Source organism: Nitrospira sp. SG-bin1 (assembly GCA_002083365.1).
In the GTDB taxonomy this organism is placed as follows: Bacteria; Nitrospirota; Nitrospiria; order Nitrospirales; family Nitrospiraceae; genus Nitrospira_D.
Window position 1 is genome coordinate 149,570 of record LVWS01000022.1, and the last position, 21,629, is coordinate 171,198.

Sequence of the window (21,629 nt, forward strand, 5' to 3'; positions counted from 1 at the left end):
GGCCGCCAGAAGCTTTATGGCGTCTCAGAACCGGACGCAGGTTGATCCGGCAACCCGGCGGAGAGGGACAACTGCGTCCGCACCTTCTCATGACCAGACTCGGCTGTGTTCGTATCGAGTAGAGCCACTCGTTCCTCTGTGAGTTTTCCTCCCTCCAAAAAATGTCGGCGAATCGCCTCGGCGCGTCGGTGGGCCAGCGCGTCTAATTCTTTGGCGGAAATGGGAATGGCGGCCGCGAGTTTTCGCTTCATATCTTCCACGGTCGGCTGTGTCTGTTCGGCCGACGTGGCCGAAGGTTCAGGCGGAGGGAGCTTGGCAAACAGTTTCTCCACCAGCCGCTGTTCCTCCTTCGGCGACAGCGCCGCTCGCTCAAAGTTTCCTCCTCCGCTCATCTCGAACAGTTGATCTCGAAGTTTTATCGCTTGAAGCACCGGCACATCAAGCGCCGCATCGGTTGTTCCCTTGATATCGAGCCTCAGCCCGGCTCGCTCATCCAGCGCCTTCTCCAATGCCTCGAGTTTGTGTATCTCATTCTCTGGCAGATCAGCGCTGCCAGGTTGAAACTCGATGAATTGCAGATCTTCCTCGTTACCGCCGCCCGGCACAAGTTTTCCCATTAATGCAAATGGCGACGCGACGACCTTTCCGAGCAGATTGAGCAGCGTCGAGATGACGACCTTCCCATACTTGAAATCCGGATCGTTGAGATCTCCGCGAATCGGCATATCGATTTCGATGAGGCCTTTACGATCCTTCAGGAGCGCCACGATCAACGGAACGGGGAGCGACGTGGCGTCCGGACTATTCGTCTTCTCACCGAACGTCAGTTGATCGACATGCACGAGATTTTCGGCTTCCAATACTTTCTGGGACACCTTGTACTTCAAATCCAGAGACAGCTTGCCTTTTGACAATCCATAGCCCACATACTTGCCGCTGTAGGGACCGGCCGGTGTCAAATCCATTCCGCCCAGGGTTATGATCAGATCGGTGAACGCCTCTTCGCTCAGCGGGTTGATCTTCCCCGCGACTTTAAGGGGGGCGGCTCTCCCAACTTTGCCCTTCAGGTTGACATCGGCTTTTTTCAGCTGTTTCGACGACAGGCCTTTGATGGTCCCGCCGAAATCCGTGAGGCTCGTTCTGACCTTTGGTTCAACGGATAAATCCTGAAACGTCGCGGCTAAATTAATCAGCTTGACTTGGCCGATGGTCACGGGCACGGGCTCCGTCGGTTTACTCTGCGACTTCTCAGGTCCAGCTTCTTTTGGAACCGCCGCCTGACCATCAGGCGAGGCCGCCAGGCGCGAAAGATTCAGTTGTCCGTCGGAATCCACGATCACGTGGGCCGATGGTTCTTGCCAGACAATTTCCGCGATCTTCACGCTGGTCGGCTCGACACTCAGTGCGAGCTGATTCACGTTCAACGCTTTCCACGTCACCACATCGTTGAGTTCCTTGCGATCCGCGATCGCGAGCTGATGGACTCCGAGATTGCCCTGAAATTGCAACATGGGTTCGTTCGCGTGTTCCTTGACAAAGCGCGCCGTTCCATCTAGATCGATCGCGCCGTCCAGCACATCGGCGTTGAGAAACCGGTCCAGATACGGTTGAAACGGCCTGATGTCGATGTGCCTCAATTTGAGTTCCGTGTCGGCCGCCAACGGTTCGACCGCCACGTTTCCCTTCACGTCGATCGAGCCGGTCTCGTTCAGTTTCATCGACACGTCGATCGGAAGCGGTTTCCTGAAGGGAATCTGGACGTTCTTCACGGTGACGTTCATCGCGTCCACATCCACATGACCGGGTCTCGCAGGCGTCCGATCCTCAAAGGCCGCTCGGTAGTTTCGCAGCGCGACCTCGTCCACCGTAATCAACCATGGCTTCGCAGGCCTAGAGGGCTCGTGTGTCGCCGAAACGGACTTGGTCGTCGTGCCTCCTCCGGCGACCGGTGTGAACAGCGGCTGATAATTGAGGGTCCCGTCCTGGTCCATCCAGGCCTCGAACCGGGCATCGGCGGAATGGACTTTCGCCACATCGATGGTCTGTTTTTGCAAATCAAACCGAATCCCGTCCAGGCCGAAACTGGGAATATCCACGACCGGATCGATGCCACCCCGTTCCATGAGCGCCAAGTTCTGGATCGTCATCGTCCCGTTCTGGACCGTGGCCTGGGGAGCCTGACCGCGAAGGTCGAAGTGATACGACGCAGATAAACCCAGGACACCCTGCTGGATATCAAACTGAAACATGTCGTGCACGGCTTGGTACAACGTTTTGAGTTTGATCCCAAACAAATTCACCTTCCCGTCGGATTCCACCGGCTCCAGAAAGATGGTCCCCTCCCACGATATCTGTTCACCCTTTCCGATTTCAGCCGTGAACGCATGGGCATTCTCGCCTCCCTCGGCCTGCACCGTATTGAAGTTCCGCAGCACGATTTCAAACGGCACCACATCGATGATCACCGGCCTCGCCTTCGAATCATCCCGATATTCGACAATGCCCTTCTCAATCTCCAGGAGATCGATTTGGACCGGCATCATCTTCCGTGGCTCGCCCACCGGCTGGGGCGGAGATTGGCTCGCCTGATCCGCAGGCGGAACCAGCGACATCAGATTCAGCTTTCCCTCGGGGCTTACCTTGGCCGCGACGAACGGCATGATGAGACGGATCTCGTCGAACGCAACCTTTTGGAAGAACAACGTGCCGGCGCGGAGATCGACAAACAACTCTTCGAATCCCAGCATGGCGGTCTGGTCTTGGTCCCGCACTTCCAGGCCGTTGAGGCGAAGAGCCAAGGTGAACGGATTGAACGCCGCCTCTCGCAAAACGACTGGATGGCTGAGTTGCTCTGCGGCGGCAGGGACACCATACGCCTTGATGAGATAGGGCAGCAGGACGAACCCGACGAGCGAATACAGAACAATGAGTCCCAGAAGAACACCGATCACGACTCGGAGACGAAACAGCCGACGCATACCCGACTGAACCCTTTGGGAGGTGGAAAGAGTAGAAAACTATAGGTGACGCGACCTGTGAATGTCTACTAGGGAAGATCCCTCGTTCGCAGGGTATCGTCACGATAGGGATATGGCTGTAGCAGAACGCGCGATCCAAGAGCCCCAGAATACCGATAGGGTTCTATCCCGTCGTCTTGCTGAAAGACTCCGCTTTGGGTCGAGCAAGCGTCGGGGTGTAACTCCCTAAATGACTGGGGGACAGTATCCGCATGCGGCACATGTGAGCATACTTGAGGAGCAGACACACTGGGTAGGGGTCTCTCCGCCGGTATTAATAACGAGACAGTGATAAGGAACCGGTACCTCGGGCAAGCATCGTTGAGCCAAAGAGAATCACTGGTGGATCTATCCAGTTGTCTCAATGGAGACGTAGGCTCCGGGTTGCGCCAGACAACAAATAGGCAACACTGGAAGTGTTTATCCGCCGGCGATAATTAAGAAACGCTCCGCCTGGTGAGCCGGCGGAACGAGCAAGCTGGGTTTGGTGCGCCCGGCTGGAATCGAACCAGCGACCCTCAGCTTAGAAGGCTGATGCTCTATCCGACTGAGCTACGGGCGCACACTTCTATTTCAACGAGTTAGGGTCAGACAATTTCTCGGCCACTTCGGGCAGTGTTCCCGGCGTGTTCTCGTTGAGGTACTTATGCACCTTCAGGGCGGCCTCATGCAAGTCTCTTTCCTCGATTGCATTGTACCGCTTCCACATCTTTTCTGACTTGTGGCCGACGATCTTCATCGCGGTAGCAGTGTCCACCCCTGCCCTTCTCAGGTTGGTTGAGGCACAGTGCCGGAGGTCATGAAACCTGAAGTCGGTAATCTTGGCATCCTTCAAGGCTGTTCGGAAAGACCGGCTGATACGTTGTAGAGGGTTTCCCTTATAGGTAAAGACATGTTTGTCGGTGATGCTACGAACCTTCGCCAGTCGTTGGAACGTCAGTCGAACATCCGGCGTCATGGGGATACGTCGGCCTGTTTTGGTTTTGGTATCAATCGCCCGTAGTGTGATGAACCCTCTCTTGAGGTCAACACGGTCCCACGTCAAGGAGACAATCTCCCGGAACCTCTGGCCGAGTTGATAGGCCGTCAACAGCACCGGCTTCAGGTGTGGTTTTGCGGCCTGGTGTAACCGGCCCCATTCTTCTTCAGTAAGTACTCTATCCCTTTCATTGTTGGGGTTAGGTAGAGGGACTTTCGAGGCTGGGTTAGTCTGGAGTAAGCCCCGCTTCATGGCCTGGTTGAGGCAGTGCTTCAAGGCAATGTGGTCATGGTTGATCGTCTGGATACTTGCCGGGGTGCCGTCTGGTTTCTTTCGTTGGCTGCGGAAGGCCTCTACGTCATGGGGCTTGATCTCGGAGAGGATCTTTTCGCCGAAGAACGGTACAAGGTGGGTGGTCACACTATAGGACCGACCAACAAAGGATCGGAGCGTCTTAACTGTCTCCAACTCCAAGTACACCTTCGCCCACTCCTTGAACAATACGGGTTTGGCCTGCTCGGTCTTTTCCTGTCCCAAGAGCAAGCGGGTCTTGATCGCCGCTTCCATCTCTCGGGCTACGGTCTTGTTGAGACAGCCGACCTTCCATCTCTTCTTACGAGCACCGGGGACACCCGAGGCCAACACCAGGGACTTCCCGTCTTCTGATTCAATCACTCTGAATTCTACGTAGTAGCTGTCCTTACGCTTTGTTAGTCCCATGGGCTCCCCTAGCCTTGATGGTGTGCTTGTCTATCCATCTATCCAACTGTTCCCGTTTAAATCGAAGTAACCGACCGACCTTCACATACTCAATCCGGCGTTGAGACACCCAGTCATAGATGGTCAGTTTTGAGACTCCTAGGTATTCCGCCGTCTGCTCGATTGTCAATAAGGTATTCATGCTTATTACGTATTGTTCCTTGGTGTGGAAATAGAAAGGGCCTGTCCTCCCGCGTGATGGAAGAAACAGGCCCTCTCGGTGTTGTGTGTGTGTGTGTGTGTGTCTGATTACTTCCTGTCAGTCCTGATGGTGCCTGACACCAACTCAACAGTCCGTTTCGTCTCATCCTGCGAGACCACCTTCCCCACTTCCTGAGGTACGTCGTGCATGTACGCCGTGAGGTCCACCGGTGGCCGTCTCTCAGAGCTTTCGGCGCACAGCGTCTCTGGGCCGTTCTTGAGATCAGTTCTGATCGTGCCGCTCGTTTTGTTTTCGTAGACCACTTCGTCTGACGTGTCCTTAGTCTTCTCCACGATCTGGGGCCTAGCGTCTTGCTCGGCCAGCTCCAGCTCTCTCTTCAGGTCGTGAATGTGCATTTGATTGAACATGTAAGTAGTTCTCCTATTCTGGTTTGGTAAGTGATTAATGACTGACTGAGGGCGATCTATGCGGAGTATCCGGCGATAGCCCGTATAGCCGTCGCCGGGAACCTTCGTCCGCCGGGTTTGCCCGCATGGTGGCCTCGGGCGCTAGCCTTCGGCGTTGCCCTTGTTGATAGACACAAAGCTCCGCTAGGAAGCTCGCAAGAAGATCTTCTTCCCCAAATGGTCACCAAGGGAGCGCAGCGACACAAAGACAACCCTGTATAGAGACCCCATGAGGGTTGCCCTGTGGTAGCCTCAATAGGCAATGCCTAGGGGACACTCACAGGGTTTGTCTCATGGCAGGCTTTAAGGGTGTTGCCTTGGCCGCTTTCGCGGGTGGTGGGTGGCGTAGCGTCCTCGCTGCGCTCGGGGTTGGGAAGGGTGTTGACTTCGAAGTGTCCGCCCTCGCCTCGAACCTGTGGATAACCTATCTAACTGATTGATAATTAAGACCGGATTAAAACAGGACCAAGCACCCTATACAATGTCCTTCTTTATAGGGGTACCTGGCTTGTTTGGTTAGGCGGCATCCTTCGCTAGGAACCGTCCGTGATGGATGAAGGCTTCCCGACAATTTAACCGTACGACTTCTCTATAGGGATTTCTTTATAGAGGACCTATACGGCTATCTTTGGGAAGACCTCTTCAACGAACACAAGGGACCGGCCTTCCCTCAGCCATCGGCCATTGAGTTCAAGCGCCTTGGCTATCACAGCCGTGAACGTATCCGGCTGCAACTTGGCGCACTCACTGACGGCCTTTCGGATTGCCTTGCTGGAGGTCCTTGTCTTCCTGATTGCGACCAGCTTGTCGAGGTAGTCACTGACGGCCTGTGCTGCCGTGGCAATAATACCCTTCTCCCTCCCTTCGGGGATCTCATCGTACTTGGTCTCCCACTTCTTCCAGACAGCCCCGTGCATGACCGGCTGTAGCTTCTCCCGTAGTCTGTTGTTCGAATGGATCAGCCAGACGTTCACCGGAAGGGCTACCCCATTGACCACGGTTCGGCACTGTATCCGGCCAATCGCTTGAAAGGCATCGTGGGCAACCTCGGACAGTTGAAGGTCCTTGAGTCTCTGCCAGGTGCACTCTCTGGAGAGGTCTCCTTTGTGGCCGACTACCACCCCAAGCAAGTCAAAGGGGTCTCGGTGGATGATGCCCACCATGATTAGGCTCTTACAATGCTTGTATTTGTTCGTCCCTTTGTGAAGTCCCCATGTGGTGATAGACACCCTCGGTTTGTCACCGGCCATCTCCACAGAGTCTTGATTCTTCATCGTGACCACCTTCGAAGCATTGATGTCAGCTTCAAGGATGTTCACAAAGCTAACCGGCCCCGTCTGTTCGTAGACCGGCTTGAAGGCGATGATCAAGGTAGACTCATCCTTCGGAATCCGGGTGAGGACTTCGATTACTTCCTTGCAGATTCGGCGTTGGTGAGAATGGATCTGTTTGAAGGACTTCAGCACAGAGGATTTCCCACCACCGGCCTTCATTTGGTAGACAGTTGTTCCGTCATACCGTTTGAGGCTGGCCAGAGGGACACCTACGGCTTTCACTTTGGGTAGGTGTTCTTCGGCGTCCAAGACGCTGGTATCGTCACGTACAAGGTCCCTGATTGGGTGGCTTGCATCTAGGATGATGATGTTCTTTAGTTCAGACGGCACAGTGACTTGGTAACTGACAACTCCCTTGTTGTTAAAGTTGGCAACCTTCACCGGAGAAGGGCAGAGCTGGATCAGGTTCAGGATGGTCTCATTCTTCTTGAGAGCCTGTGAGGTCAGTTCGGTGAAGGTGTCCAGCGTCTCTTGAGAACGGTGTGGTAGGCGCATCACTGATTGCGTCACGCCAAGGTCCTTCAGTCTATTCAGTTCGGATGCGATGGCGTCGGAGACTTCAGCTAACCAGGTACTCAGCTCTCCAAGCTCCTCCCGGTCGTCTGCGTTCCGTTGACAACGGCTTTCGACAGCCCCGGCAATTTCATAGAGGGTCTGCGCTCCACAGGTACAGGATGCAGTTGTGACGAGGCTCTCATCATAGATCAACAAGTCCCGCATCTCCCCACGGTACTTGAACTGATCTAGAAACCGGTCTTTCACCCTGGCGTGACAGAGGAGAAGGATCGGCTTATCCGTCGCGTTGAGTGTCGCGGGGTATCGTGCAGAGGATTTGCGATGAAGCAACCCTACTTGATCTTTATCAACACCAAGATCTCTCAAGGCGTCAAACGTCTCACAGAGAGACTCTACATCTTGGGCGGCGATCACAGCGGACACATCCCCAGCTAATCCCAGTCGTGATAGAGCCGTGGCCCATGACATGGCGCAAGTCGTCTTCCCTAGTCCTGTCTGAAGACCGAATGCCCAACGTCCCTTGAGGCTCCCCTGAGCCATGCAGGTCATGGCGTCAAGGATGGCGTGTAGGGCTTTCCGCTGGTTCTCGTGTGGCTGGTTCCCGGTGTCCTTCAAGAGCTGCATGGCAATTCCGAAGGCGGTCTCGGTCAGAAGCTTTGCTGTGTCGTTGGAGAATTTCATTGATGAATCCCTTTCAAGGATGGAGGGCAGTGATGTTGAAAGCAGGGTCATCCCCTGTCCCCATCGTCGCCGGTAGGGGCATCACTGCCTAGCTATGCTGTTGTTGGTGAACTGCCTACTTAGGGTTAGCTAGAAACAAGGCCTCGTCTGAACATTGATGCCCCCAGACCTTACCGTGTGGAACGATCTTGGAAACCATACAGGCCTGGCACTGTTCGACTCTGAAGAACTGCGGTCCACTGAACGGACTGCAACGCTGATATTGCTGGTTATGCATTGTCTTTAACCCTCTCGAGATGCTGATTCCACGCTACCAAGATTTTCGCCGTGTTGGTCGATTGCACCATCCAATCGCACCACGAACAGCGGGCACAGTCGCGGGTGTCATTCCACCTGATTTCGTGGAGGGTCACCGCGTGTTCTCCCCGCTGTTGCACCGCGTCGGCTGCTTTCTTCCGTTCGAACTCCCAGTGGACCTTATGAAGCTCGTACACTTCCAACCGGCCATGCCTTGACCAGATCTCAAGACCACAGGAACAGAGTCCGTGATCGGTCGTGTGCGTTGCGACCGTGTGACCTTCGACACAACGAACGATCTTCGGCGCGAATCTCAGCTGATGTTCTAACTCGATGCTCATCGCATTCACGAGAAGGGTTCTTTGACCGGTGTGGCTGGCTTCACTGGGGCCTGTGAGTCGTCCGCCTTCGCAGCCAGCTCCACTCTTTGAAATTTCCTGACTTGGAGATCGGCCCCATGAAAGGGACTTGTTGAAACTCCCAGCGACACCGACCGGTTGGGCGTCTTGAGATCCTGTGCAGTGATTCCCGTATTGTCGGATGCTGTCAGTGAAGCAATCTTCTGGGAGATCTCGAGGCGATACAGTGGATCGGTCTTGTACTTGGAATTTCTCATCATGGCCGCTACCGTTTCGCGTTTTGCCAACACTTCGTCCCCGGTCTGGGCTTGCTCCTGTGGTCTTCCATCGAACCGCGTAGGGGCCTGTGTAGACAGGTCACTCTTGGCAATCGAAGCCGCGACTAATGCGCGGACTAAGGAAGACTCGCGGTACTCTCTCGTTTTCATAATTTCACGGCAGTCTTCTTTCGTCATCGCGGGGACGGTGGCTAGTTCTTCGGCTGTAGGCTTCCTATCGTAGTTCTCGTTGGCCCCACCGAATAATTCAACGCGGGTTGTTCCTGACATGATTGTGTTTCTTTCTGCCATATTAGGCATAGAGGGTTACTACTTAGCTTGCTTCTTGCACTTGAACGGCTTTGTCTGATCGGGGATCAATCGGCGGATCTCTTCAAGAGTGAAGACACCCCTCAGGATCATCTTCCTGACGAGGTGATACGCCCATACTGCGGAGAAGGGCTGTCCTGGTGTCTTGCGGTCATACTCTGATCTGACAAAGTGTCGGCCTAGCGTCTCGTAATTCGGGCAGTGACCCCCACGGATTAGCTCAACGGCCCTTCGCCAGTGCTGCTCTTGAGTCGGTGTCCGCTGCCGTTCCTTCGAGGCGATTGCAGATTCTTGGGCGGACTGCTCACGCCTACGTAGTTCTTCTAGAGATGGGTTCAAGATCGGATGATGGGGCGTACTGGGATCAACGCCCACTTGGGGCGGCTCAAGTGCCCTTCGTCGTTCCCGTTCTTCCTGCTCTCGGAGGAATTCTTGTTCAGCGTCCTCCAGCCACTTAGGTGTACCTCTCGGCATGGTCTTCACGCATGGCCGTAGATGGCTCGTCCGTTGCGGTCGGCGAGTACCCAGTAGCCGAGTCTGCCAACGACTACCCCGCCGACTTGCCGGTAGAGATCTCGTTGAGGTTCGCGTGAGAAATCGTTGTGGAGGATCTTGTCTGCTTCGTGGTTGATGTAGCCTTCGAGTAGTTCTTCGTCAGTCATGGTTCCTCATAAGGTCAAACCTCTCCCACCCAGTCTTTACCGGACCAAACAGGAGAGGGTTGAATGTTGATTGTTACTTCTTCGACTGTTGGCCGTACTCCTGGCCGAGTCGATTGGACTTCTCGCGGGCTGCGATCTCGGCATCGCTGATGCTCCACCAACGCCGGGGCTTCTTCCCAGTGTCGGGGTCTACGCCCTTGTTCCGTCGCATGATCTCGATGGCCTCTTCGTCGGAGTACTTCTTCCCACCGAAGATCGTCGGAATGTTGGTGACCCCGCCGTTATTGATCTCGGGGACACCATGGATCGTGATAGTCTGCTCCGAGGCGATGGCCCCCGTCGGGGAAACCAGAATGTCCCTACCGTCGCTGGTCTTCTTCCCCGAGGGCTTGAAGTTCTGATTGAAGATCTCCCGCTGTTGCTTAAGCTGCGCCTCGCGTTCTTGCTTCTTCCGCTCTACCTCAGCGGCCTGGGCTTGCTTGGCGTCCCGTTCGGCTATCGCGGCCTTCGTCTTGTCAACGATCATCTTACCCTTGTCCGCCTGCTGCTTCCGTTCGGCGTCCTGTTGGATACCGTACTCACGGTTTGCCAGCTCAATCACCGGGGCCACCTGTGCCCGCATGTGCTCACGGAAAGCGGAAATGTTCCCCTGTGGGTGGGTGGTAATCCAATCTTGCGCCCTGTCCCTGAAGCTCGCCGTTGCATTGGCTACCCGAAGCTGCCCTTGTGCGGAGAATTCATCTTCAGGGGATTGCATCGCGCCCCGTTGGACCTGATGCAGCATCTCAGAGAATTCAGTCTGACGTAAGTACGGGTGGTCTGCATGGGCTACCGCCCGGTCAAGATCATCATAGAGACCCATGACGGTTAGTCGTTTGGCCTCTCTGTTCTTGAGTAGCGCCGTAATATCGGCAGGCTTGACCGACAGAGGGTCAATGCTGATCTTGGCCCTCAACTTCGCAATGGCTAGGTCATCCTCAGGGAAGTCCACCTTGTGTTTCGTGAACTGATCCACGAGGTCGCGCAACTGTTCGGCCTTCTCGGGGAGCATCGTCTCGGCTGACCTGATGGCTTCGTTGATGATCGACACCCCGGCCTTGCTGTCTGATCGCCTCAAGCCTTCGTACACACGACGAGTCAGCGAGCGTAAAATCTCGTGTTCTGCCCGGCCTGCGTCCTGTAGTTCCCACGAGGCCCGCTCCCTCAGCCAGCGCTCATCTTGTTTCTTCCAGTCTTCTTCTTGCCGCTGCTTTGATGCCACTTCATGCGGGCGGTCTTCCAGTGACCACCTATGGCGCTCCTGTTGCATCTGGATCTGCGTAATGTGCTCCTCGGCCTGGAGTCTCTTGGCTTGGGCATACTGCGTCTTCCCCACCGATGCCCCGTTGCCAGCCGGAACATGGTCCAGGACATCCAGGAAAGACCGATCACCGGTCTTCATCGCTTTCGCTGTGATGGTGTCCACGATCAACTGATTCCCTTTTGAGGGTGCAAACCCGTTCTTCACCAAGCCGGTATCGAAGTTGTAGAAGACATCGTTGATTTTCGCTCCGGCTTCCCGGTACGCCTTGCTTCTCTCTTCGTCGTCGTCCGTAGCTTGCAGCTCCCCTAGGTGCTGCTCTAACAAGGTCTCGATGGTCGCCCCGGCGAGGTCTACGTATTGTTGCTGATTCTCCTGGACGCGGTAGGTTGCATGAGTGGACAAGAGGGACTTACTCGCCTGCTCGATGGCCGGATGGAAGATCTCTTGGAGGTCCAAGGCAGAATACAAGGAGCGGTCACCCGCCCGAAGGTTCTCCTGGGAGTACTGCTGAATCACCTTGTCAGCGAATGATTGAACAACTCTCGGATCATTGCTTGCCCTGGCCTCTGCTCCGGCTTCCCCGAGGAAGTCTTGATGCAGTTGTGCCGCCAAGAGTTGCCCATGTTGCTTCAGGGAAGCTCTTTGTAATCCCCGCTGCCAATACGGAGAGGCACCGGCTGGGAATTCCCCGGAGCGAATCATCTCGTTGGCCTTTTCGCGGTTCTCCCAGAATGATTTTTCCGCGTCTGCGTACTCCTTCGCGGTGTACTGCTGGGCGGCCTGCGCGGTCATGGGCTGAAGAAGATCCTTGTTCAGGACCGACAACGCATCGGCGAGCTTCTGGTAGGGATTGTTGGCGTTCGATGGGCGCTCGATATCCGGTGCTCCCGGCCTGACGTAGCTGTCCTGAGTTCTCGGGTCGGCCTGGGGAACAAGCGGGTTCAGGGAGCCGATGTCGGCGACTTGCTTTCGTGGTTTCTGCGTGGACATGGTTTGATGATTTCCTTTCGTGCGTCTCTATATTGCTTCTCTCGAAGTCGTTGCTCTGGGCTACTCGCTCTTGCTTCACGGCGCTTGGTGTTGAGGCGGTCTCTGTTCAGGCTCCACCAATTCCTTTTGTAGGCCGCCTTGGCTATTTTCTTGGAAGGCTGGTGTAGTTCTTTGATCCAGTCCATTTGGTGGGACATACAGAGCGTCTACCTCCCGTTGAATCTCGATCTTGCGCTGTCGGGCTTTCTCCAAGGCCATGAGCTGCTCAGGGGTAGCTTCTCTCTTCAAAGCTGGTCCGCTTCCCCACCAGATGGGCTGAGAGGCTGCAATACTCCAGAGCCGGTTCTCGATGCTCTGGCGAATCTCCGAGGGAGACATGAAGACGAAGGCCGGATGGGTGAGGGCCTGTCTTACGAACTTCTCTCCAAGGGCTTTGAGGCGGTCGGGGAAGGTAAGACTCCAGGGATCTCGCCGGGCTGTCTGTTTGGCTTGTTTGGTTTGGCGTCTGGCTCTCTCTTGTGCTCCCAAGCGCCAGGAGCCACGGCGTCTCAGACGATCAAGGAGTAACGGGGTCTCGGTCATAGTTCAAATTCCTAAGGGTGGTCTCGAAGTGGTTGATTCTACTGCTGAAATACTGATGCTTTCGGAGGGGCTACAGAGGACGTGAGGAAACGGATCTGAGCTGGCTTTGGTGGCACCTAGGCGTTCCCGGTAGGTACGGCTACCTTTGGCTTCCTTCTCCGTCCCGGCAACTGCGAGCACTCCCTGACGGCTTGCCTCTCCAAGGCCAAGGTGGCCGGATCAAGCCTTAGGCGGTCTACGTGCGCTGAATACAACCGAAGGGCACGACGTACGGCCATACTGACGGAGCAGAGGTCTTGGAAGTTCGAGGGGTCTTTTAACTCGCGCCGAATAAACTCCAAGGCGCGGTCTGACTTGGCATCAAGCCGGACCGGGCGGACAATTTGCGTACGGGTGACAAAGCGCCTGGCCCGCCCGTTTGTCTCGGGGTTCAATCGTGGTTGATTCTCTGCAATATGCATGACTCCTTTCCTTTCGGATAGTTAGAGGGGGTAGTCGAATCGCGGAAACAAAAGATTTCATGGGATGAGAAACAGAGAACGGACTATTTGTTGACTGACCTAGTCGACAAGGGCAGGCGTCCGCCAAAATGGTTTGTCTGTGCTGAGCCTGTTACCTATTGAAACGATGTTGCAGCTACTCGAGGAGAAATGTTTGTCTGTGCTGAAGGTGTCACCTACTGAAACGATGTTGCAGCGACAAACCCCGCAGCATGTCCTGTTTGTTCCCACTCGTGGAGAGATGAAACCAAACGGAATCCCCTGCGAATCCCGTTGAATTAGCTGGATGCTTTGGGAAGATTGCACATGTGGAAGCAGTTCGATAGGGATTTTAAATCCGCTGTGTCGCCTTGTCCCAAATGAAGCAACGCGAACTCGCTACACTGCTCCTGGCTCGCAGAGCCTCGCGGGCAGTCGCACTCGCCGCTCCAGCATCCCGGCTATTACTGCTTGTCCCCAGTCCACCTGGTCAACTCCCTGTCTGCTCGTTCACGCCACTCCTGCCTTCTTCGCTCAATAGTCCTCGGGCTATCCCAATAAATCCAGCGGTCACACAACTTGATAATCCTTTCTTCGTCCCCTACCGGCTCGTCTTTGCTAATGCAAATTTCCCCGATAGCAGGCCCGTTGATGGAGAATAAGACGAAGCCGTTGTTGTCGGATAACCGGGTGGTCTCGAACTCGAAGCGGCCGATCTGAATGTGCATGATGGAACCTCCTTGCTGCGCTGTAGCAGCTTGCCCATGGTTGATGAATGACGCGATAGGCACACGATACCATTCACCAAGCGTACTGTCAATACCCTAGATGATTCCACTAGTGGAGCCATCCCTGAGTACTCTCTGTACTGTACAATTGCCTACACCCAACCGTCTGGCAATTGCCCGCATACCAAGCAGCTGGGTCTTCCTCAGGGTGAGAATCTGAGCTTCAACAGCGGGGGCTATGCGTGGTCTGCCCAGCACCTTCCCCTGCGCCTTGGCCCTCTTCAGACCGGCCTTCACTCGTTCGACAATCATTGACCGTTCGAACTCTGAGAACACTCCGAGCATCTGGAACAGCATCTTCCCCGCTGGAGTTCCCGTATCCAAGCCCTGTTTATGGAGGTACAGATTCACCTTCTTGCTTTGCAACTCATTGAGGAAGGCCACCAGGTCTTGCAGGCTTCGGCCTAACCGGTCCACCGACCAAGCCGCCACCAAGTCAAACTCGCTACGAACGACGCCCTTGCACAGCCGATCAAAAGCGGGGCGTCCCTCTCGGCCTTTCGCACCGGAGATACCCTTGTCCACGAACCGTTCAACGATCTCCCAGCCTTCCCGAATAGCAACGGCTTCCAAGTCCTGTAGCTGGTTCTCTACGGTCTGGCCGTCCGTGCTGACTCGTGCGTACAGTGCAACCCTTTTCCTCGTGTGACTCATGTTTTCCCTCCCTGCTAGGAAGAAGGTAGCATGGGTCTGTCCTATAATCAAATGTATTTAGATCACTCGAAAGCGGGGTATCGAACGGGCGGATTTGCTGGGTTTTGGGGAAGTGTTTTCCGTGGGGTTTATAGGACAGCCTTACCAACGTGGCTTGGTGTCCCTGTACAAGTCCCGTAGTTGTTCTTGCCGTTGTCTCTCACTGTCTCTGCGGTATTCTTCCCGGCGTCGTTCTTCCCTGCGCTGCTGCTCAAGGGTCTCCGGTAGCGGTCCGTTCCTATACGTATCGTAGCCATGTTTGCGGTAGGTCTCGCGCTGTTGCTCCCAAGAGCTTTTGTACGGGTCATCGTAGGTAGTAGCTTGCGCGGGCATCACTGCTGCCATTAGGAGTAGACCAAGGAGAAGCAAGGCGTGTAGCATGGTGAATACCTCCTGTGTGTGTGTGTGCCTTACTGTAATGCTGGTATTAGTCGGCGTCAATCCCACCTAATGGCGGCATTCGTGAAGACAAGGGAGGACTAGGCTTATAGCAAGGAATGGACCAGATCGGTATTAAGTAGTGGCCCCATACGGGGGGTAAAGCGGGGATGTTCCTACCGCTATAGGCTAACAGAGTTTTTGCTGAAAACATCGGGTCAACTACTTACCCACGTAGTCACCCTCGCCATTAAACAACCGCAGTTGACAGCATTGTGCTTCTCTTATCCAAGCGGGTAACCTAGGTGACTTCTTCCATCTCCCACTGTACTTGTTGAACCACTCTTTCGCCTCCTGCAAAGTGATTATCTCGAAGTGTCGCAGGTCTTCTTCATAGAGATCCTCACTCCAATACAGAGCGCCTTTTCGGTTCATACCAGCCTGAAGCAGGTAGCGCACCTGAAAGAACCACCTCCCCGGGGTGCCCTCTTCAACGCCCACTCGGCAGACCATCCCGACGTGATCCACCGGGCCGACCTTCGCGGGTAGTCCTTTCAGGGCGAAGTTCTTTGATCGTTGCCGCAGGAAAATGCCGGTGGTGATGTCGTCGGGCGTCAGCATGGCGTTGTAGCCAATGGTAACGAGGTAACTACTTATGGTCAAGGTAGTGGAAATGAGGAAGGGTAAGGCCGGTGCTTCGTTGCTGTCGCTGAAGACAGCTCCGAGAAACTCGCGGTGTCCTTGCGCCCACATTCACAGGCACTTAAAATGGCGGCCATTTACAAACGGAGGTATCGAATGAGACTTGATCCGCTCATATCGAAGCGCTTCGAGGAGCTTGCAGCCAAAGCAGAGATGGTCTCTAAGTCCAGAAAACCTGATGGATTTGGAGGAACTCAATTCAGCGTATCATCCTCACTCTATAAGGAATGGGCTACGAATACCCTGAGTCTCTTAGAGAAATCTTTCGGGCGGGAAAGCATACATTTCACGCACCTGTTGAAGCATTACAATCAATTTATAGGATGGGAAAATCAATTCGAAGACAGTCGTTCAATCTTCAAGGCTGCTCGTGAAGACTATGAAGGAGGGTATTTGTTCAGCGTGCATGCCAAGATCAAAGCAGAGGTGTTGTCAGATGCATTTGAACAAGCCAGGGATCTACTCAAGAGGGGCTACAAAGATCTTGCCTGCATCCTCTGCCGTGTTTCTCTGGAGGTTACTCTAAAGGCCCTATGCGAAAGGAACGGCATCACTCCCGGAAAGCTCGAACGTATGAACGAAGCTCTTTGCAAGGCCAGCGTGTACAACATGGCGAAGCAAAAACAGGTCACTGCCTGGGCAGATATTGGTAACAAAGCGGCTCATGGTCAGTGGGACGAGTACACTAAGAATGATGCTCAATCGATGTTAGACGGCGTTGAAGCTCTCGTTGCCGATATTCTCTGAGCGCCGTTGGTCGGCTTAGTACTCATCCTATCGCTTCATTGGAAGGGACATGGGAACGCACTAGGAGGGCATCTATGGACATCTCTCCGGAAGCCTGGACAGAAGACGATCTATTGTCCTTGATAAGAAATAAAGTTGAGGAGCGCTCTGATCTGGAATACAAGGCATGTGGCGCGCTTCATCCCCGTGATGATAAAAAGAAGTCAGAAATAAGCAAAGACGTGTCCGCGCTTGCAAACTCTGACGGTGGTACCATCGTCTATGGGATGATTGAAGAGAAGCACCTTCCGAAAGAAGTAGAGGGCTTTGATCCAAGTGTCATAACTAAAGAGTGGTTGGAGCAAGTAATTCTTGGAAATATTCGCCCGAGGCTTCAGGGTGTCAAAATCAATCCAGTCCACTTAAGTACTCGTGCGCATGGAAAGTATGCATATGTGGTTCACGTCCCCCAAGCCAGTACTGCACATCAAGCATCAGATAAGAAGTATTACAAGCGGTTTAACTTCCAGAACGAACCGATGGAGGATTATGAGATTCGAGACATCATGAACCGAAGGACGCATCCTATTCTAATTCCACAGTTCGAGATTGGCCCCATAGTAACGCGTACAGGTAATGTCGAAGAGCGTAAGTTATACGTCACACTCAGAAATGAAGGTAACGTGAGAGCACAGCACGTGAAGCTGATCTTTGATACGCCAAGAGACCTAACAGGACCAGGCCGCGCCTTTTTACGGGGAACTGGCGATCAGGTTGAAGGACTGTTTGGCAAGGTGTGGAGCCGTCACATCTTTCAGAAACCCGATTACGTCTTATTTCCACACGACGAGCTGAACCTAAGAGACCATGCTTATTGGGCCGAAATTCGATTGAACACAGATAAGTTTGACAGGAATGATAAAACAGCTGTCTTTCTATACTGGAAGGTATATGCGGACGATATGCCTCCCCGGGCGGGCGAACTGTCCCTTGGAGATATACCTAAAGCACAATAGCAATACTGGATACTTAGCCCACATGTGTTCCCGGCGTGTTCCCCACACGGCAAAACCAGCCGAAATCCGCCTGAATTGCCCTGAAGAGAACCGGCTGGTCAAACTGGTGCAAAGCCGCTCCTGAAGCGCGTTTCCACTAGTTCGACAAGCAGTTATGAAAATGCACGTGAAAGGCTTAGAAGGCTGATGCTCTATCCGACTGAGCTACGGGCGCGCTTTTCTTCAAAGTTCTTAGCGCTGCGTCCTGAGTGTTGGGTTTGAAGCTCCAAAAACTAAGCACACAGCGCTAGCACCGCCTGGATGAGCGGAGTAGTCTGAATCTTTATGCAACTCCGCGTCAAGGCGTCAAATCCTCGGCAAGGACGATGAACCCTCCACAGCGTCCGATGGAGAGCAATCGTTGGTCGAGACTCACAAACTCTCGGTGCGATGGATCACCTTGCACGCAACACAATCTGCGCCTGCCCTTCTTCATCAAAGGTTAAGAGCCTCCTCCCTCTCAGCGCCTCCTCAGTGGCTTTGACCTTCGCCAAACAAGCGCCCAGAGTGACCTTCAGCGCGGAAACTGCCGCGCGTTTCATGCATGACTCCTTCGGACGTTTGGAGATGATCACTATAGTCTATTAGATGAATACCCGCCAAGCACGGCAAACCTTGGATGCCGTTACAAATAGCTGACAACCCCGCAGAGTTTTCGCCATTTCGGGGAAGGAAGGAGCGAGGACATGACGCAGTGGTCCCCCGACAATGTCAGCGGGCCTTTATCGTCGGCCAAGTGGCGAGTTCTTAGCTCCAGGATGCTCCCACAGGTCTCTCCCTCGGATGCAACGTCTCTTAAGGGAACCAGGTTTTTTTGACGCAGCACCCGCCTCCAACCCTCAACAAACGTTGACGAGACGTACTAAAAACTTCAACCGCAATACACCGTTGAGGCAGTGAATATCACGAAACGAATACATTGTCCTATTCCGGCATTTTGGTATACTGAGCAAAAAACGGAGGACATTTACCATGCCTGTATCCCAAATTACATCAAAGGGGCAGATTTTGATCCCTCGGCAACTTCGGCGCAAGCTTGGGTTCAAGGCCGGCAGCAAAGTGCAATTATTCGAAGAAGACGGACGCTTGGTCGTGGCCGCGGCTGCCGACGATCCCATCGCGGCCGCGACAGGCTTCCTCACCGGCAAGTTCTCCTTGACCGACGACCTCCGCCGCGAGCATCGAGAGGAGGCCCGTCGTGAGCAAAAAACTCGTCCTCGATAGCTTTGCCCTGGTCAGTCTTTTTCATAAGGAGCCCGGCTGGGAAAAGGTGCGTGCCGCCCTTTATGAGCAGCAGAAATCCGGAACCAAAGCTTTCCTAAACTGGATCAACTGGGGTGAGTTCTACTACATCGTCAAGCGCAAAGTTGGTGCAGCACGAGCCGCTGAAGCCCTCCATCTCCTGGAACAACTCCCCATCGAACTGGTACCAGTGGACCACACATTGGTACGAGAAGCGGCGGAGATCAAAAGCGAGCATGCGGTCTCCTACGCCGATGCATTTTGCATCGCCACGGCTCGCCGCCTCTCTGGAACAGTGCTGACGAGCGATCCCGAATTTCACGCCGTGGAGCATCTCATCACCATCCGGTGGCTGTCGAGATGACTCCACGTTGTCTACCCGCCATCTATCCCGTTGTGTGCGAAACTCAGCAGCATGAGGTGAATCGGATTAGATGCGATGTGAATCTGTTTTGATTCACTACCCTGCCCTTCTTGGAAACCCTCAGATAGAAATCCCGCCTATAGGTGAGGCGATAACAGCGCCCCTGCGTACGTATTTCCATCATGCCGTGATACCGTCTCACTTCAGCTAGTGAATGGCTTGTACCTTGCTAGAGCCACTTGGCCATAGGGTCGATGCGAGAGGAAAGGAAGGCGCCTGATGGATTGTGACCTGTGAATATCCAAAATACCGATGACCGATTTGTTTCCACAAAGCCGCGATTGCTCCACCAACGCACACATTGGAAATAGATTCGGGGTTGGGCCATATGGCCTTATACGAATGTTGGGAGCTCGATATTGGACCCCGAGCACTAAACTACAAGATGTATGGCGGACAAACATTCGTTTGGGGATTATTGTCCCGACCTGAAGGACAAAGGAATCACCGGAAAGAGGGATTGTGCGAAATACGTAATAGGAATAGGTAGGCGCCCAGAAGCATGTGTGAAGGCCCCGCATGGCCAATATGGCAGCGATCCAGTAAGGTTACTAGCCCTACTCACGTGAACCTGGCCAAGCGGGTGGAAGAGAGTTCGAGAAACCCAGGGGAAACGCACAAAACAAAGACCAGAGGTTTATGCGCCCATTCGGAGGACAGTCGCGATGACGCAGCTAATCAGTGAGCAAATTCGCCCCTCCATTCTTATTCAGCCAGTATGTGGTGAGTCACCCGGGCAATATCACGAAAAAGGCTGTACACATCTTCGAATCGTCAAGATTGAGAAACGGTTGGAGACATCATGAGATGGGCCGTCACGTTCCACGATTCTTATACAAAGACAGCTTCAAACACCTACTGCTCTTAAGCCTTATGCTGACAGCCATTGAATATCCGGAGATTGCGACATCGCAGCCGCCTCCAGACAAACTTCAACCATCTGACGCAACCTCTGCGGCACGATCACCATCTTCGTCTTCCTTGTCCACCGGTGAAGTAAAGAGCGACATTTTTGAGATCTTGAATGAGGAGAGAGAAAGCATTTCCAGAGGCACAGGACAAGAACAGCCCATTTCGGAAGCACCCGCCAACGTGTACGTCATTACTGATGAGGACATTCGCCACTCCGGCGCCACCGACATTCCCACCGTTTTACGGCGCATTCCCGGGATGGAAGTCATGCAAATGACTGGTGCGGATTTCAACGTAAGCGTGCGCGGTAATAATCAGACAGCCGCCAATCACCTACTTGTATTGGTGGATGGGCGCCCGATCTATGAATATGCTTTTGGAAGTGTGTTCTGGACGCTCTTGCCAGTGACTCTTCCGGAAATTAAAAAAATTGAAGTCATGAAGGGACCATCCGCGGCGATCTATGGATTCAACGCCTTTGATGGTGTAGTGAACATCATCACAAAGTCACCGCAAGAAATGAAAGGCAATACAAACGGAACATTCGCCCAATTTGGAGGGGGAGAATTTGGAACTATTAGATCAGCACTCATCCAGGCAGGCACTCATGGGAACTTTGGATACCGACTCTCATTCGGGCATGATCAAAATCAAAAATGGGAAAACCAGGATTCCTTAGCTTTGCGTTCTAATAAAGTGAATCTGCAAACGGAATACGCCTTCAAGGATAGTTCGAAAATTGTGCTTTCAGGCGGCCTGTTAGATTCCAACCGCTATGATGGCCAGGTCTTCGACGTCTTCCGTGAAGAAACGAAGCTCACAAACGGCTATATTCATGCCGCCTACGAACGGCCCAACTTTTTTATCCGCACGAGTTGGACAAGATGGGATAGAAGCAGTCTGGAGCTTCTGACACCCTCCCTTCTTAATCAGTTCTTTTTCTCTACCGGCTTTGACGGAAGCAATAACCAGCGCTTTCGGAATGATGTGTATACAACGTGGGCACAACATGCGCTGGATTTGACGCCCACCAATCGATTCATCTATGGAGTGAACTATTTTCACAATGCAGTGTCTAAACAGAACATATTCGAAGGCTCTCTTACGGAAGACCGGCTTGGTTTATATCTGCAAGACGAATGGCGTGCAACCTCGACATTGACATTCATCGCTGGCATTCGATGGGACTTTCTTACTGGATTAAATCCTACGTATAGTCCAAGGCTGGCTTTGATCTTCAAGCCACATAATGATCATACGTTTCGCATTTCTGGATCTGTTGCCTATCGTCCGCCGAGTTTCCTTGAATCACGCCTGTTGACCTTTTCATCAGACGCGTTTGGTGGTCCCGTTTTCTCTGGAGTTGGCTCACGAAATCTCAACCCGGAACAGATTGTGTCCTATGAAGCAGGATATCAAGGCTGGTATTTCAGGCATCGACTGCGGGTCAGGACGGACTTCTTTTACAACCATCTATCCAATTTTATCCAAGGTGGAGCCGCGACTCCTAATCCGCTCGTATTAAGGAAGGTCTGATTTATTCTCCGCGCGGAAT

Annotated in this window: 21 protein-coding genes and 1 tRNA gene; 5 read left to right on the forward strand and 17 right to left on the reverse strand. The window is 53.6% G+C overall.

Annotation, left to right across the window (positions count from 1 at the left end):
* Window positions 1–14 precede the first annotated feature (14 nt).
* The 17 genes from A4E19_17950 to A4E19_18030 all read right to left on the reverse strand — a co-directional run bounded on the left by A4E19_17950 (window position 15) and on the right by A4E19_18030 (window position 15,766).
* On the reverse strand, window positions 15–2,978 hold the full coding sequence (locus A4E19_17950) for a hypothetical protein (protein ID OQW34799.1): 2,964 nt from the start codon (window positions 2,976–2,978) through the stop codon (window positions 15–17).
* Window positions 2,979–3,502: 524 nt separating this feature from the next.
* Window positions 3,503–3,579, reverse strand: a tRNA-Arg gene (locus A4E19_17955).
* Window positions 3,580–3,585: 6 nt separating this feature from the next.
* Window positions 3,586–4,716, reverse strand: coding sequence for a hypothetical protein (locus A4E19_17960; protein ID OQW34800.1), 1,131 nt, complete (start codon window positions 4,714–4,716; stop codon window positions 3,586–3,588).
* Window positions 4,697–4,897 carry a hypothetical protein gene (locus A4E19_17965; GenBank protein ID OQW34801.1) on the reverse strand — a complete coding sequence of 67 codons (201 nt, stop codon included), beginning with the start codon at window positions 4,895–4,897 and terminating at the stop codon, window positions 4,697–4,699. Before A4E19_17965 ends, A4E19_17960 begins: the two co-directional genes overlap by 20 nt.
* A 107-nt stretch (window positions 4,898–5,004) precedes the next feature.
* The gene (locus A4E19_17970) at window positions 5,005–5,325 is read right to left on the reverse strand and encodes a hypothetical protein (protein OQW34802.1); all 321 of its coding nucleotides are present in this window, start codon (window positions 5,323–5,325) and stop codon (window positions 5,005–5,007) included.
* Between the two features lie 653 nt (window positions 5,326–5,978).
* Window positions 5,979–7,895: a hypothetical protein gene (locus tag A4E19_17975; GenBank protein ID OQW34803.1), complete on the reverse strand. Its 1,917-nt coding sequence runs from the start codon at window positions 7,893–7,895 to the stop codon at window positions 5,979–5,981.
* A gap of 269 nt (window positions 7,896–8,164) precedes the next feature.
* On the reverse strand, window positions 8,165–8,542 hold the full coding sequence (locus A4E19_17980) for a hypothetical protein (protein OQW34804.1): 378 nt from the start codon (window positions 8,540–8,542) through the stop codon (window positions 8,165–8,167).
* Window positions 8,539–9,099 (reverse strand): hypothetical protein, encoded by a 561-nt coding sequence (locus A4E19_17985; GenBank protein OQW34805.1) that lies wholly within the window; start codon window positions 9,097–9,099, stop codon window positions 8,539–8,541. Before A4E19_17985 ends, A4E19_17980 begins: the two co-directional genes overlap by 4 nt.
* A gap of 39 nt (window positions 9,100–9,138) precedes the next feature.
* Window positions 9,139–9,621, reverse strand: coding sequence for a hypothetical protein (locus A4E19_17990; GenBank protein OQW34806.1), 483 nt, complete (start codon window positions 9,619–9,621; stop codon window positions 9,139–9,141).
* A complete protein-coding gene (locus A4E19_17995) occupies window positions 9,618–9,800 on the reverse strand; it encodes a hypothetical protein (GenBank protein OQW34807.1) in 183 nt (60 codons plus the stop codon). The genes A4E19_17990 and A4E19_17995 overlap by 4 nt, the downstream gene beginning before the upstream one ends.
* A 73-nt stretch (window positions 9,801–9,873) precedes the next feature.
* Entirely contained in the window at window positions 9,874–12,093 is a 2,220-nt protein-coding gene (locus A4E19_18000; GenBank protein ID OQW34808.1) for a hypothetical protein, read from the reverse strand.
* 75 nt (window positions 12,094–12,168) lie between these two features.
* A complete protein-coding gene (locus A4E19_18005) occupies window positions 12,169–12,675 on the reverse strand; it encodes a hypothetical protein (GenBank protein OQW34809.1) in 507 nt (168 codons plus the stop codon).
* 116 nt (window positions 12,676–12,791) lie between these two features.
* Complete coding sequence (locus A4E19_18010) at window positions 12,792–13,136, reverse strand: hypothetical protein (protein OQW34810.1); 345 nt, start codon at window positions 13,134–13,136, stop codon at window positions 12,792–12,794.
* Window positions 13,137–13,618: 482 nt separating this feature from the next.
* Complete coding sequence (locus A4E19_18015; protein ID OQW34811.1) at window positions 13,619–13,882, reverse strand: hypothetical protein; 264 nt, start codon at window positions 13,880–13,882, stop codon at window positions 13,619–13,621.
* Window positions 13,883–13,978: 96 nt separating this feature from the next.
* The gene (locus tag A4E19_18020) at window positions 13,979–14,596 is read right to left on the reverse strand and encodes a resolvase (protein ID OQW34812.1); all 618 of its coding nucleotides are present in this window, start codon (window positions 14,594–14,596) and stop codon (window positions 13,979–13,981) included.
* Between the two features lie 141 nt (window positions 14,597–14,737).
* Window positions 14,738–15,016 carry a hypothetical protein gene (locus A4E19_18025; GenBank protein OQW34813.1) on the reverse strand — a complete coding sequence of 93 codons (279 nt, stop codon included), beginning with the start codon at window positions 15,014–15,016 and terminating at the stop codon, window positions 14,738–14,740.
* Window positions 15,017–15,235: 219 nt separating this feature from the next.
* A complete protein-coding gene (locus tag A4E19_18030; GenBank protein OQW34814.1) occupies window positions 15,236–15,766 on the reverse strand; it encodes a hypothetical protein in 531 nt (176 codons plus the stop codon).
* Between the two features lie 45 nt (window positions 15,767–15,811).
* On the opposite strand from A4E19_18030, the gene A4E19_18035 reads away from it, so the two are divergent.
* From A4E19_18035 to A4E19_18055, 5 genes are all read left to right on the forward strand, one after another.
* Window positions 15,812–16,462, forward strand: coding sequence for a hypothetical protein (locus tag A4E19_18035; GenBank protein OQW34815.1), 651 nt, complete (start codon window positions 15,812–15,814; stop codon window positions 16,460–16,462).
* 74 nt (window positions 16,463–16,536) lie between these two features.
* The gene (locus A4E19_18040) at window positions 16,537–17,457 is read left to right on the forward strand and encodes a hypothetical protein (GenBank protein ID OQW34816.1); all 921 of its coding nucleotides are present in this window, start codon (window positions 16,537–16,539) and stop codon (window positions 17,455–17,457) included.
* Window positions 17,458–18,468: 1,011 nt separating this feature from the next.
* On the forward strand, window positions 18,469–18,720 hold the full coding sequence (locus A4E19_18045) for a hypothetical protein (protein OQW34817.1): 252 nt from the start codon (window positions 18,469–18,471) through the stop codon (window positions 18,718–18,720).
* Window positions 18,695–19,102 (forward strand): hypothetical protein, encoded by a 408-nt coding sequence (locus A4E19_18050; protein ID OQW34818.1) that lies wholly within the window; start codon window positions 18,695–18,697, stop codon window positions 19,100–19,102. The genes A4E19_18045 and A4E19_18050 overlap by 26 nt, the downstream gene beginning before the upstream one ends.
* Before the next feature lie 933 nt (window positions 19,103–20,035).
* Window positions 20,036–21,610 carry a hypothetical protein gene (locus A4E19_18055; protein OQW34819.1) on the forward strand — a complete coding sequence of 525 codons (1,575 nt, stop codon included), beginning with the start codon at window positions 20,036–20,038 and terminating at the stop codon, window positions 21,608–21,610.
* The last annotated feature ends 19 nt before the right edge of the window (window positions 21,611–21,629 follow it).

Excerpts from the sequence above, each read along its gene's own strand:
- A4E19_17950 (OQW34799.1), bottom strand. The coding sequence starts at position 2,978 with ATGCGTCGGCTGTTTCGTCTCCGAGTCGTGATCGGTGTTCTTCTGGGA.
- A4E19_17960 (OQW34800.1), bottom strand. The coding sequence starts at position 4,716 with ATGGGACTAACAAAGCGTAAGGACAGCTACTACGTAGAATTCAGAGTG.
- A4E19_17965 (OQW34801.1), bottom strand. The coding sequence starts at position 4,897 with ATGAATACCTTATTGACAATCGAGCAGACGGCGGAATACCTAGGAGTC.
- A4E19_17970 (OQW34802.1), bottom strand. The coding sequence starts at position 5,325 with ATGTTCAATCAAATGCACATTCACGACCTGAAGAGAGAGCTGGAGCTG.
- A4E19_17975 (OQW34803.1), bottom strand. The coding sequence starts at position 7,895 with ATGAAATTCTCCAACGACACAGCAAAGCTTCTGACCGAGACCGCCTTC.
- A4E19_17985 (OQW34805.1), bottom strand. The coding sequence starts at position 9,099 with ATGTCAGGAACAACCCGCGTTGAATTATTCGGTGGGGCCAACGAGAAC.
- A4E19_17995 (OQW34807.1), bottom strand. The coding sequence starts at position 9,800 with ATGACTGACGAAGAACTACTCGAAGGCTACATCAACCACGAAGCAGAC.
- A4E19_18000 (OQW34808.1), bottom strand. The coding sequence starts at position 12,093 with ATGTCCACGCAGAAACCACGAAAGCAAGTCGCCGACATCGGCTCCCTG.
- A4E19_18005 (OQW34809.1), bottom strand. The coding sequence starts at position 12,675 with ATGACCGAGACCCCGTTACTCCTTGATCGTCTGAGACGCCGTGGCTCC.
- A4E19_18010 (OQW34810.1), bottom strand. The coding sequence starts at position 13,136 with ATGCATATTGCAGAGAATCAACCACGATTGAACCCCGAGACAAACGGG.
- A4E19_18015 (OQW34811.1), bottom strand. The coding sequence starts at position 13,882 with ATGCACATTCAGATCGGCCGCTTCGAGTTCGAGACCACCCGGTTATCC.
- A4E19_18020 (OQW34812.1), bottom strand. The coding sequence starts at position 14,596 with ATGAGTCACACGAGGAAAAGGGTTGCACTGTACGCACGAGTCAGCACG.
- A4E19_18025 (OQW34813.1), bottom strand. The coding sequence starts at position 15,016 with ATGCTACACGCCTTGCTTCTCCTTGGTCTACTCCTAATGGCAGCAGTG.
- A4E19_18030 (OQW34814.1), bottom strand. The coding sequence starts at position 15,766 with ATGTGGGCGCAAGGACACCGCGAGTTTCTCGGAGCTGTCTTCAGCGAC.
- A4E19_18035 (OQW34815.1), top strand. The coding sequence starts at position 15,812 with ATGAGACTTGATCCGCTCATATCGAAGCGCTTCGAGGAGCTTGCAGCC.
- A4E19_18040 (OQW34816.1), top strand. The coding sequence starts at position 16,537 with ATGGACATCTCTCCGGAAGCCTGGACAGAAGACGATCTATTGTCCTTG.
- A4E19_18045 (OQW34817.1), top strand. The coding sequence starts at position 18,469 with ATGCCTGTATCCCAAATTACATCAAAGGGGCAGATTTTGATCCCTCGG.
- A4E19_18055 (OQW34819.1), top strand. The coding sequence starts at position 20,036 with ATGCTGACAGCCATTGAATATCCGGAGATTGCGACATCGCAGCCGCCT.